This window comes from Rhodoluna sp. (assembly GCF_044239955.1).
GTDB lineage: Bacteria > Actinomycetota > Actinomycetes > Actinomycetales > Microbacteriaceae > Rhodoluna.
In genome coordinates this window covers 286259-299004 of sequence record NZ_JBIIAL010000001.1, presented here as the reverse complement: position 1 = coordinate 299004, position 12746 = coordinate 286259, and the positions used below count along the sequence as shown (strand labels likewise).

The 12746-nt window shown below is 49.0% G+C and carries 8 protein-coding genes; 6 read left to right on the top strand and 2 right to left on the bottom strand.

The genetic code is table 11. The features are described from left to right. The 3 genes from AC9UFE_RS01460 to AC9UFE_RS01450 all read left to right on the top strand — a co-directional run. Nucleotides 1–563 (top strand): ATP-dependent Clp protease proteolytic subunit (locus tag AC9UFE_RS01460; RefSeq protein ID WP_509545092.1); only part of this gene is annotated, 563 nt, incomplete at its 5' end. 54 nt (nucleotides 564–617) lie between these two features. Beyond that, a complete protein-coding gene (gene clpX, locus AC9UFE_RS01455) occupies nucleotides 618–1895 on the top strand; it encodes an ATP-dependent Clp protease ATP-binding subunit ClpX (RefSeq protein ID WP_509545089.1) in 1278 nt (425 codons plus the stop codon). A 3-nt stretch (nucleotides 1896–1898) separates the two neighbouring features. Next, nucleotides 1899–3095 (top strand): benzoate/H(+) symporter BenE family transporter, encoded by a 1197-nt coding sequence (locus tag AC9UFE_RS01450; RefSeq protein ID WP_509545087.1) that lies wholly within the window; start codon nucleotides 1899–1901, stop codon nucleotides 3093–3095. Here the strand turns inward: AC9UFE_RS01450 and AC9UFE_RS01445 are convergent. Then, nucleotides 3073–5109, bottom strand: coding sequence for a M3 family metallopeptidase (locus tag AC9UFE_RS01445; protein WP_509545084.1), 2037 nt, complete (start codon nucleotides 5107–5109; stop codon nucleotides 3073–3075). The two genes, AC9UFE_RS01450 and AC9UFE_RS01445, sit on opposite strands and share 23 nt — an antisense overlap. Before the next feature lie 12 nt (nucleotides 5110–5121). Next, on the bottom strand, nucleotides 5122–7728 hold the full coding sequence (valS, locus tag AC9UFE_RS01440) for a valine--tRNA ligase (protein WP_509545082.1): 2607 nt from the start codon (nucleotides 7726–7728) through the stop codon (nucleotides 5122–5124). Between the two features lie 80 nt (nucleotides 7729–7808). Between valS and ileS the strand changes: the two genes are divergently transcribed. Genes ileS through AC9UFE_RS01425 form a run of 3 tightly spaced genes read left to right on the top strand, consistent with a single transcriptional unit; the run spans nucleotide 7809 to nucleotide 12746 of the window. Then, complete coding sequence (gene ileS, locus AC9UFE_RS01435; protein ID WP_509545079.1) at nucleotides 7809–11021, top strand: isoleucine--tRNA ligase; 3213 nt, start codon at nucleotides 7809–7811, stop codon at nucleotides 11019–11021. Then, complete coding sequence (locus AC9UFE_RS01430; protein ID WP_509545076.1) at nucleotides 11018–12382, top strand: bifunctional folylpolyglutamate synthase/dihydrofolate synthase; 1365 nt, start codon at nucleotides 11018–11020, stop codon at nucleotides 12380–12382. Before ileS ends, AC9UFE_RS01430 begins: the two co-directional genes overlap by 4 nt. Beyond that, entirely contained in the window at nucleotides 12372–12746 is a 375-nt protein-coding gene (locus tag AC9UFE_RS01425; protein ID WP_509545073.1) for a DUF4233 domain-containing protein, read from the top strand. Before AC9UFE_RS01430 ends, AC9UFE_RS01425 begins: the two co-directional genes overlap by 11 nt.

Here is a 12746-nt window from a genome sequence, read left to right as displayed (position 1 = left end):
AGCGCCAGGATCCTTACAACAAACTCTTTGAAGACCGCATCGTATTTCTAGGTGTTCAGGTTGACGATGCTTCGGCAGACGATGTCATGGCGCAGCTTTTGGTTCTTGAAAGCCAAGACCCTGACCGCGACATCACGATGTATATCAACTCACCGGGTGGATCGTTCACCGCGATGACTGCAATTTACGACACCATGCAGTACATCAGACCGCACATTCAAACAGTTTGTTTGGGTCAGGCTGCTTCAGCTGCTGCGGTGTTACTTGCAGCAGGATCTCCTGGAAAACGTCTAGCTTTGCCTAACGCGAGAATTTTGATTCACCAGCCGGCAACCGGTGACTCCGGTAGAGGTCAGGCATCTGATATTGAAATTCAGGCCAAAGAAATTATGCGTTTGCGTGAGTGGCTCGAAGAGACGCTCTCGAAGCACTCAAACAAGACTGTTGCCGAGGTTAACAAGGACATCGACCGCGACAAGATCTTGACTGCGGATGAGGCCCTGACCTACGGATTAATTGACCAGGTGCTTACTTCGCGAAAGAACGCGCTTCCCGCCAAGTAATTCCTTGGGAGAACCTAACCGCGATTGTCGGGGATGGGTAATAGAGTTTTAGTTATGACAAAACTCAGTGAATCAGGCGACTTGCTTAAGTGTTCTTTTTGCGGAAAGAGCCAGAAGCAGGTTAGAAAGCTGATCGCAGGCCCAGGCGTTTACATTTGCGATGAGTGCATTGAGCTTTGCAACGAGATTATTGAAGAAGAACTTGGAGCTGCGGCTTCCAAGGAAATAGAAGACATTACTCTTCCAAAACCAAAAGAAATCTACGGTTACTTGGATGAGTACGTAATTGGTCAAGACAAGGCCAAAAAAGTTCTTTCAGTTGCCGTTTACAACCACTACAAGAGAATTCGCTCCGCCGGGACACTCACCGCTGCCGGTAAAGAGCATGATGCAATCGAAATTGCTAAGTCAAACATTTTGATGATTGGCCCAACCGGTTGTGGCAAGACCTACCTGGCCCAAACACTTGCCAAAAGACTGAACGTTCCCTTTGCGGTTGCCGATGCAACTGCGCTGACTGAAGCTGGTTACGTGGGCGAGGATGTTGAGAACATCCTGCTTAAGCTTTTGCAAGCGGCTGATTTTGACGTGAAGCGTGCCGAGCAGGGCATTATTTATATTGACGAAATTGACAAGATTTCCAGAAAAGCCGAGAACCCATCGATTACCCGAGATGTTTCAGGTGAGGGTGTTCAGCAGGCCTTGCTCAAGATTTTGGAAGGTACCGTTGCTTCGGTGCCGCCGCAGGGCGGTAGAAAGCACCCACAGCAAGATTTTATCCAGATCGACACAACTAATGTTCTGTTCATTGTGGCTGGAGCTTTTGCTGGACTAGAAGAGATCATCTCTAACCGCTCTGGTAAGCGAGGAATCGGCTTTGGTAACGAGGTTCAGTCGCATGGCGTCGACCCAGACATCTTCAACGATGTGCAATCAGAAGATTTGAGAAAATTCGGGTTGATTCCTGAATTCATTGGCCGTCTTCCAGTTATCGCAACCGTAGAACCACTCGACCGCTCTGCCTTGATGGACATTCTGACAGTTCCTAAAAATGCTCTTACCAAGCAGTACCAAAGAATGTTCGAGCTGGATGGCTTCGAGCTGGAATTTGATAATGCAGCCCTTGAGTTGATGGCTGACATGGCAATCGAGCGTGAAACCGGCGCAAGGGGCCTGCGCTCAATTTTGGAGACTGTACTTGGTTCAATAATGTTTGAGATTCCAACCATGGAAACCCAAGGACTTGTCAAGATCACTAAAGACGTCGTGCTTGGCAAAAAGGAAGCTTCAATCACCCCATTCAAGAAACAAGCCCAAGAAAAATCTGCCTAGTAAATGAAACCCGTTCAGTCTTCCAAGCCTGAACTAAAAGCACCCATAATCGCAGGCTTTGTGGCCTCCATTTCTGGTTCAGCTGCAACTTTTGGAATTGCAATTGCCGGGTTAGTTGCGATGGGAGCCACCAGGGATCAAACCTTTACAGCACTGTTTGTTTTGCTAATTGGTTATGGTTTACTCTCGACTGTCTTGAGCTATCGATACAAGATGCCGATTTCTATTGTTTGGTCAACTCCGGGTGCTGCTTTTTTGGCAGCCTCAGCGGGACTAGGCCTTGAATTTGATCAAGCGGTTGGAGGATTCCTACTCTCTGGAGTCTTACTCACCGTTACTGGACTATGGCCAGCCCTATCTAGGTTGGTGCAAAAAATCCCAGCAAGTATTGCAAGTGCGATGCTTGCGGGCATATTGTTTGTTTTCGTGATCAATACGGTCCGAGCAGCTGTTGACTATCCGTTTCTTGTGATTCCATTTGTTCTGGTTTGGTTTGTGCTCAATCGGATCGCAACCGTTTGGGCAACTCCGGTAGCAATTGTTTTGGCCTTTGTGTTAGTAAACGCAGATCTTGGCTGGGGCTGGCTCGAGAACGCGAGACTGTTCCCAAGTTTTGACATTGTGTTTCCAGCTCTGGATCTAATTCCAATTATTTCAATTGGGGTGCCTTTATACCTGATTACTATGGCAAGTCAGAACTTGCCAGGAATTGCAATCATGAAAGGCTTTGGATACAAAGTTCCCGTGAGGGCAGTTATAACCTCAACAGGAGTTGCAACGATGGTTGCCTCATTCTTTGGTGGTTTCGGTATGAATCTTGCTGCAATCACCGCGGCCATCAACGCTAACGACCAAGCTGCTAAAGATCCTGCTCGTCGTTGGGTGGCGTCGTTTGTTGGGGGATTGGTTTATTGGTTGTTTGCCATTGGGGCTGGATTGTTTGCAGCATTCGTTCTTGCTGTCCCGTCGGAACTTCTGCTTGCTGTTGTTGGGTTGGCACTTCTTCCAAGCTTTATCGCTTCTATCGGAGCCTCGTTGGAAGATCGAAACACCAGGTTGCCTGCAGCTATAACGTTCATCGTGGGAGCTGCCGGCATCTCGGTATTTGGAATTGGCGGAGCCTTCTGGGCCCTAGTTGCTGGAATGCTGGTGCTTTTCTGGGAGAGAACTCCTCTATTTAGAGCAAACCGCGGCGCGTAAGTAGCGGCTCAATTTGTGGCTCTTGGCCTCGGAAGTTTCTAAACATATCCATGGAATCAATCGACCCTCCGCGGGACAGTAGTTCTTTTCTGAACTTCTCGCCGTTTTCCCTGGTTAGGCCACCATTTTGCTTGAACCAATTGACGGTATCGGCATCAAGCACCTCTGACCAGATGTAACCGTAGTAGCCAGCTGAGTATCCGCCGGAGAACACGTGTGAGAAGTACCCACTCTTGTAGCGAACTGGAACTGGATCAAAATCTAATCCGTAATCCTTGATTGCCTTAGCCTCAAATTCAGACACGTCCGAGATGATTTGGTCTGCAACTTCGTGCCAGGCCAGATCCAAAATGGCTGCGGCAAGGTAAGAAGTGGTCTCAAATCCTTCATTAAAAGTCTCCGAGGCTTGCAAGCTTGCTATCCACTCGGCCGGAAGAACCTCAGCGGTTTCATGGTGCTTGGCATAGTTAGCAACAACTTCGGGCCAAAGCATCCACATCTCATTTACCTGTGATGGGAACTCGACAAAGTCTCGCTCCACATTGGTGCCAGAGAATCTTGGGTAAGTGACATCGGATAGTAGACCATGCAAGGCATGGCCAAATTCATGAAACAGTGTGCTGGTTTCATCAAAGGTAAGAAGTGCAGGTTCTCCCTCGCGGGGTTTTGGGATGTTCAGGTTGTTCACAACAACAGGCTTCTGATTTAGCAGCTTGGATTGGTCAACTAGATTGTTCATCCAGGCTCCGCCGTGCTTAGAGTCTCTGGTGAAGAAGTCTCCAATGAATAATCCAAGCTTCGAGCCATCTTCGTTGAAGACTTCAAAGACCCTAGCTTCTTCGTGGTAAGCCTTCAGATCTTTTCGCTCCTTGAACGTAATCCCAAAGAGCTTTTCGGATGCAAAGAAGACTCCGTCAAATAACACCCGCTCCAGTTCGAAGTAGGGCTTCATCAAAGAGGTATCTAGGTTGTATTTTTCTTTGCGCACTTTCTCGGTGTAGTAAGCCCAGTCCCAGCTTTCAAGCTTCGATCCAGCGTGATCTTTGTGTAATTGACTCTCTAGATCTTTTGCTTCTGAGCGCGCGTTGGATACAGCTGCCGGGGCAATGCGACGAAGCATTTTGTGTGCGTTAGCTGGTTTGCCAGCTGTTTGATCTGAGAGGACATAAGCAGCGTGACTTTCGAAGCCAAGTAGCTTTGCGCGCTCTGCGCGAAGCTTCACGATTTGCTTGATTAGCTCTTGGTTGTCAAAGTCCCCACCAGAGGTGGACTTGGACATGCTGGCTCGCATAATCTTTTCCCGCAACTCTCTGTTTTCTAAAGAGGCTAGCCAGGGGTGACCGGTGTAGTTGACCATGTTCACCAGGTACTTTCCATCTAAGCCACGCTCTTTCGCCGCCTGACTTGCGATGTCAATTTCAGAATCAGAAAGTCCGGCAAGCATTGCGACTTCTTCAACAACCACTCCCAAACGATTAGCTTCTGCCAGAGCGTTCTGATCGAACCTGGTTTGAAGCTCTGAGAGCCTTTCGTTGTATTGCTTTAGGGTCTCGCGGTTTTCTGGGCTTAGCTGTGCTCCAGCGTGAACAAAGTCCCGATGATATCTTTCAATGAGCCAAACCGACTCGGTGTCTAGACCGAGATGGTCACGAGTTTGATAGAGAGTCTCTATTCTCGAGAACAGAACTGGGTTCAGTTTGATTGCATCCTCGTGAGCCGCGAGCTTGGGTGCAATCTCGGATTCGATCTTGTCGATTGAGGGATTAGTGTCGGCTGACGACTTGTTATAGAAAACCAATAGCATTCGCTCAAGCATTTTCCCCGAACGCTCCAAAGCAACAACTGTGTTATCAAAAGTTATCTCTGGTTGGGTGGTAATTCTTTCAATTTCCGCTAGCTGCTGCTCACAACCAGCATAGAAAGCCGGCAGGTAGTGCTCGTCTGTAATTTTGGAAAAATCAGGCAGTTCATATTCAAGTGTTGATCGATCTTGAAATGGATTTGAGCTAGTCATCTCGGACCCTTCTTATTGTGCAGGCTTGAAAGAAACTCCGCAAATTGCTAGCGACTCAGAGACCTTGTAGTTGATCTCATCGATTTTTCCTACCGATTTCAAGTCAGAATCGATGAGCTTTAGCGATTCAATCTCTTGTTCACCAGCTTCAATGGTGAGTCTGGTTATTTCAGCTTTCATTGATAGCTTTTCGTCAGACTTGGCTTTGCGAATACCAATGAGAGCCTGGGAGGCAAGAGATAGCAGGCTTGCGTTCTGGCTTCCGATAAAGCCAGATAGGTCATCAGCTACTGGCCAATTACTGCGGTGGACACTACCTTCTTGCCACCAGCTCCAGGCTTCTTCTGTGGCGAAAGGAATAAAGGGCGCCAAGAGCTTGGTTATGGCAAGTAGCGCAATACGCAACGCGCTAACTGCAGATGCTTGCGCTGCAGGATCTGTATTTTGACCGTAGGCTCGCTCTTTCACAAGCTCGAGATAATCATCGGTGAAGTTCCAGAAGAATGACTCCGTTAGCTCTAGTGCCTTGGTGTGATCAAAGCTTTCAAAAGCTTTGGTAGCTCCGGTAACTACTTCTGCAAGAGTTGCAAGCATGGCCTTATCAATTGCTTCGGTGACCTCAATCTTGTCGCTTGCTAACTCAAAAGAGAGCACAAACTTTGCAGCGTTTAGAACCTTAATTGCAAGTCTGCGTCCAACTTTCATTTGACCTACGTCAAAGGCGGCGTCGGTTCCTAGCCTTGCGGCTGCGGCCCAGTATCTGACAGCGTCGGAGCCATGCTCATCTAGCAAATCATTTGGCACCACAACGTTGCCTTTGGATTTAGACATTTTCTTGCGGTCTGGGTCAAGAATCCAACCAGATAACGCGGCATCACTCCATGGGAGCTGGTTTTCTTCTTGGAAAGAACGAAGGACGGTTGAAAACAGCCAGGTGCGAATAATGTCTTGACCCTGCGGACGCAAACTAAAAGGGAATACCTTCGCATACTTCTCAGGATCGGAAATCCAACCCCCTGCAAGCTGTGGTGTAAGGGAGGACGTTGCCCAGGTGTCAAGAATGTCCACCTCTCCCATAAAACCATTTGGCTTGCCGCGCTGATCTTCAGTGAATCCTTCGGGGGATTGGCTGGAAGGATCAACTGGCAGTGCTGATTCTGAGGGAGTAATTACCCTGTCGTAATCAGGATTACCTTCGGCATCGAGTGCGTACCAAACCGGAATCGGAACACCAAAGAAACGTTGCCTGGAAACCAGCCAGTCACCAGTTAAACCATTAACCCAGTTCTCGAATCTGACACGCATAAAGTCGGGGTGAAAATTTAGGTCCTTACCGAGCGCAATTAGCTGATCGCGAAGTTGCTCGTCGCGGCCGCCATTTCTTAGGTACCACTGTCTAGTTGAAACAATCTCCAGCGGCTTGTCGCCTTTTTCAAAGAACTTAACGGGGTGAGTGATTGGCTTTGCTTCGCCGACCATGTCGCCTGATTCGGTCAAAAGTTCGACGATTCGCTGCCTTGCTGAGAACACTGTCTTTCCGGCCAGTTCGGCAAACACCTCAAGAGCTTTAGGGTCTGTAATGACTTCTGGAGCTTCGCTCAGTATGCGGCCGTCCCAGCCCAGGATTGCTCGGTTTGGAAGATCTAACTCTCTCCACCAGATAACATCCGTGACATCACCGAAGGTACAAATCATTGCAATTCCAGAACCCTTGTCTTTTTGCGCAAGACGATGGGCAACTACGGGAACCTCAACACCAAACAAGGGTGTGGTTACGGTTTTGCCAAAATACTTCTGGTACCGCTCGTCATCAGGGTGAGCAACAAGAGCAACACAAGCAGGGATTAGCTCAGGCCTGGTGGTCTCGATAAAGATTTTGCCCTCTGGTCCATCGAAGCCGATGCGGTGATAGGAGCCTGGCTGATCGCGATCTTCTAGCTCAGCTTGGGCAACCGCTGTTCGAAAAGTTACATCCCACAGTGTCGGCGCCATTGCCTGATAAGCCTCGCCACGAGTGAGGTTGTTTAGAAACGCTTTTTGGGATACAGCCTGAGCGTCAGGGGAAATAGTTTGGTAAGTCTGCGACCAATCAATTGATAGACCCAGCTGACGCCAAAGAGCTTCGAACTGCTTCTCGTCTTCCAGGGTTAGCTTCTCGCAAAGCTCGATGAAGTTCCTTCTGGAGATTGGAACTTGGTCGGCGGCTTTGCTGGATTTGCCATCACCACCTTCAAATGGTGGCTTGAAGTCATTTACGTAAGCCAGGCTAGGGTCGCAGCGAACGCCGTAGAAGTTTTGAACGCGCCTTTCGGTTGGTAAACCGTTGTCGTCCCAGCCCATTGGGTAGTAAACCTCTTTACCAAGCATGCGCTGGTATCTGGCTATTAGATCGGTATGGGTGTAACTAAAAACGTGACCTACATGCAAAGACCCAGAAACTGTCGGAGGAGGAGTATCGATTGAGAAGATTTGTGATTTTGGAGCTGAGACATCAAAGCTGTAAGTCTTGGAACTATCCCAGCTAGGACCCCACTTTTGCTCTAGACCTTCAACTCCGACCTTGTCCGGGGTGGTGGTAGCGCGGGCGTAGCTATCTGCATTGCCTCGGGCATTATTCATGGCTAAAGTCTCCAAAAAACGGGTTAGATACAGGTTAACATTGATAGAGATTACCTAAGACAACGCCAAGAAAGCCCAAAATGTATCCCCTGAACTCGGAAGATGAGGCAGCTGGCGTAACCCCTAGCCCTAGCTTCCCTGAAATCGAACAGCGGATTCTTGATTCCTGGGACAAAGATGGCACCTTCCAGGCTTCGATAGACGCGCGAAAAGCAGAATCTGCTGAAGAATTCGTGTTCTACGATGGCCCACCCTTTGCCAACGGATTGCCGCACTATGGCCACCTACTTACCGGTTACACCAAAGACCTAGTTCCAAGGTTCAAGACCATGCAGGGTTACCGAGTAGAGCGCCGCTTTGGTTGGGATACCCACGGTTTACCTGCCGAGGTTGAGGCAGAGCGTCAGCTGGGTATCTCCGGAAGGCCTGAGATTGAGAAGTACGGCATAGATAAATTCAACGCCTACTGCAAGACCTCGGTTTTGAAGTACACCCAGGACTGGAAAAGCTACGTCACAAGACAGGCTCGCTGGGTTGATTTTGAGAATGACTACAAGACCCTGGACACCAACTACACCGAATCCGTTATCTGGGCTTTCAAAGAGCTATACAAAAAAGGTCTGATTTACGAAGGATTCAAAGTTTTGGCTTACTGCTGGCGATGCGAAACCCCGTTATCAAATCATGAACTTCGAATGGACGATGAGGTTTACAAAACTCGCCAGGACCAGAGCGTAACCGTAACTTTCCCAATCGTTGGGGGAGCCTATGACAAGACCCGCATCTTGGCTTGGACAACAACTCCATGGACGCTACCTACGAACTTCGCGCTCGCGGTAGGTCCAGAAATTGAATACGCGATTGTTCCAGCTGGGGCAAACGGTGCAGCCGACGGCGGAGATTCATCAACTAAGTATTTGATCGCGACTTCTTTGTTGGGTAACTACTCCAAGGATCTAGGCTACGACTCTGCCGAGGAAGCACTAGCTGCAATCGAAACCAAGGTTTTGGGTAAAGATCTCGCCGGTATTAGTTACGAACGAATCTTTGATTACTACGCGGATGAGTCGAAGTTCGATACCGCCAACGCCTGGCAGGTACTAGTTGGTGACTATGTTGCTGATAATGAGGGAACAGGAATTGTTCACCAAGCGCCGGCATATGGTGAAGACGACCAAAAGCTTTGCGAACTGGCCGGAATCCCTGTCTACGTTTCAGTAAACGAGCGCGGTCAGTTCAATTCTGTAATCACTGACTTTGAAGGCCAGCATGTATTCGATGCGAACAAGCCAATTACCCAAAAGCTAAAAGCTGATGGCAGGCTGCTGAGGCAAGCAAGCTACGACCACCCTTACCCACACTGCTATCGCTGCAAGAACCCGCTGATTTATAAGGCCGTTTCATCTTGGTTTGTTGAGACCACCAAGGTGAAAGATCGCATGCTTGAGCTAAACCAACAAATTGACTGGACCCCGTCACACACCAAGGATGGCTCGTTCGGTAAGTGGCTAGAGAACGTGCGCGACTGGGCGATTAGCCGAAACCGATTCTGGGGAGCACCGATTCCAGTTTGGAAATCTGATGACCCGAACTACCCGCGCATTGATGTTTACGGCTCTTTGGAAGAACTGGCTAAAGACTTTGGAAAAGAACCAACTGATTTTCACAGGCCGTACATAGACGAACTAGTTAGACCAAACCCGGATGACCCAACCGGTAAGTCAATGATGAGGCGTGTTCCAGAAGTGTTGGACTGCTGGTTCGAGTCAGGCTCCATGCCGTTTGCTCAGGTTCACTATCCCTTTGAAAACCGCGACTGGTTTGACACTCACAACCCAGGTGACTTCATTGTTGAATACGTCGGGCAAACCCGCGGTTGGTTCTACACCCTTCATGTTCTTGCAACAGCACTCTTTGACAGACCAGCGTTTAAGTCTGCTATCTCTCACGGAATTGTTTTAGGTAACGATGGGCAGAAGATGTCTAAGTCGCTAAGAAACTATCCGGATGTTTCCGAGGTATTTGACCGCGATGGCTCAGATGCCATGAGATGGTTTCTGATGTCCAGCACAATTCTTCGCGGCGGCAATTTGGTTGTCACCGAGCAGGGTATTCGCGAAGGTGTCCGTCAGGTGCTCTTACCGCTTTGGAATACCTGGTACTTCTTTAGCCTCTACGCAAACGCTTCCAACTACCAGGCTAAGTACTCTGTGGATAGCAAGGATGTCCTAGATCGATACTTGTTATCCAAAACTAAAGACCTAATTGAAGGCGTTGAAGCGGATTTGAATCTTTATGATTCCTACTCGGCTTCAGCAAAACTTCGAGACTTCAGCGATGTGCTTACCAACTGGTACGTACGTCGCTCTCGCGACAGGTTCTGGGAAGGCAACGAAGAAGCGTTTGACACCTTGTATACGGTTCTAGAAATTGTGACCCGCGTTGCCGCGCCGCTACTTCCAATGATCTCCGAGCAGATTTGGCGTGGACTAACAGGCGGCCGCAGCATCCACCTCGAGAGCTGGCCAGAGGCCTCGAGTCTGAAATACGATGCAGAGTTGGTTAGGTCCATGGACCAGGTTCGAATTGTTAGTTCTGTTTCACTGAGCCTTCGAAAGACCAACTCTCTCAGAGTTCGACTACCACTTTCAAAGCTGACTGTTGTAACTCCAGGGGCTAAGGACCTACAAGAGTTCTCTGCGATTATCGCTGAGGAGCTAAACGTTAAAGAAGTCGAACTTGTTGAGCTCGCTGTTGAATCAACCAAAGACTTTGGAGTCGAACAACAGTTGACCGTAAACTCTCGTGCCTTGGGGCCAAGACTTGGTAAGCAAGTTCAGGAAATCATCGGGGCCGCAAAGTCCGGAAATTGGGAGCAAGTTCAGGGCAAGGTTCTAGTGAACGGTGTTGAACTATTTGATGGCGAATACGAACTAAATCTAGTTGCCAAGGACGAATCAAGCGCTGAGAAGCTGATTGGAATTTTGCCAGCCGGTGGATTTGTGATTCTAAATCGCGTGGTGACGCCAGAGCTTGAAGCCGAGGGACTAGCTCGCGATGTGGTACGTGCGGTACAGCAGGCCAGAAAAGATGCTGACCTTGATGTCTCAGATCGGATCGCTACAACTTTGCTAGCAGCTAAGGATGTCCTAGACGCTGTCAAGACCCACGAAGACCTTGTAAAAAACGAAACTCTAACTCTGGAGATTTCCTATAGCGAATCTGCATCCCCCTCCAACGCAGTTGCAGTTGGTGACAATCAGCAGGTTCAGATTTCGGTAGTTAAGCTTTGAGCGCAGCCGTTCACGACGAAAAGTACTGGGAGTCCAAAGCGGCCTTCGTTCTAGAAGAGCTTATGAAACGGGTTCCGGAAAACAAGATCAGACCAAGACTTGAGCCCACCAGAAGAGCGGTTGAGCTACTGGGTGACCCGCAACGCTCCTATCGCGTTATTCACATCACTGGAACCAACGGAAAAACCTCGACTACCCGATTTATCGAGCGAATACTGCGCGAGCATGGACTTAGAACCGGAAGGTTCACTTCGCCACATCTTTTGAAGTTCACCGAGCGAATGGCAATAGATGGTGAGCCAGTAAGCGATGAAGTGCTTTATGGCGTTTATGTAGACATTGAACCGATTCTAGTGATGGTGGATCAGGAACTAGCTGCCCATTCGGAAGCTCCGCTTACCTTCTTTGAGGCTCTTTCAGTTCTTGGCTTTGCGGTCTTCGCCGATGCTCCGGTGGACGTTCTTGTTCTTGAAGTTGGCATGGGTGGCGCGTGGGATTCCACAAATGTGGCAGATGGCGATGTCGCAGTTTTTACACCCGTTGGTCTTGATCACATGGACAGACTAGGAAACACCATTTCGGAGATTGCCGAAACCAAATCAGGAATCATCAAGCAAGGGGCCCTTGTAATCACATCGGATCAAACCGATGAGGCAATGCAAGTTCTAAAACGTGTCTCGAACGAGAGAGCCGAAGGACTTTTCGAGCTCGGTAAAGACTTTTCTGTTGAGTCTTATCAAGCAACTTCAACTGGACAGCGCGTTAGCGTTGCTGGCTTGGCGGGGAAGTATGGACCATACGAGGCTCCAGTATTTGGAATTCATCAAAGTGCGAATCTTGCAGTTGCAATTGCAGCAGTTGAGGCTTTCCTAGGTGGCGGTCAAGTTCCAATTGCCGATGATGTTCTTCGATCAGCTGTGGCTGATCTTTCTTCCCCTGGCAGATTGCAACTTGTTCGAACTGAACCAGCATTGTTACTTGACGGAGCACACAATCCAGCAGGAGCTAAGACCCTGGCAGTTTCTCTCAAGTTGGAATTTTCTGCCAAACCTTTGGTTGGTTTGGTTGCCGTGCTCTCCGATAAGGATGTAGCGGGGGTATTCAGCGAGCTCGCCGGTTGTTTTGAGCGTCTTGTGATCACTGAGTCATCCTCGAATAGGTCACTTGAAATTTCTAAACTAGAGCCGATAGCCAGTGAGCATTCAGGCACCAAAACTGAGGCTATGACCGGGGTCAAGCTAGCACTCGAGCGGGCCCGAACAATTGCACGTGAAATTGATGGCATGGTTGTAGTGACGGGATCGATTTCCCTAGTGGGCGATGTGCTACAGATTCTTCAGGAGGAAAGCGATGCGGAATAGAACCACAAGGGCCACCCTTGGTTCGCTGGTTATGGTTTTTGAATCTGTGGTCGTGTTCTTTGCAACCCTGGTGGGATTTGGTCTTCGAGTCCACCCTGACCCGGCAGTGATATGGGGCGTTGGAGCGGGGCTCTCGGTAATCTTGATGCTGTTTCCCGCGGTTCTTGGAAAGCGCGGAACCTACGCACTTGGCTGGGTATTGCAGGTAATTGTTGTACTGCTAGGAATCTGGGTTCCCTTGATGTATTTACTTGGAACAATATTCTTGGGAATGTGGGGCTGGGCGATGATTGCAGGTGCCACAATTGACAGAGCGAGAGCCGCAAAGGCGAAACTCGATGTTCAAGATTTAGGAAGTGAGTAG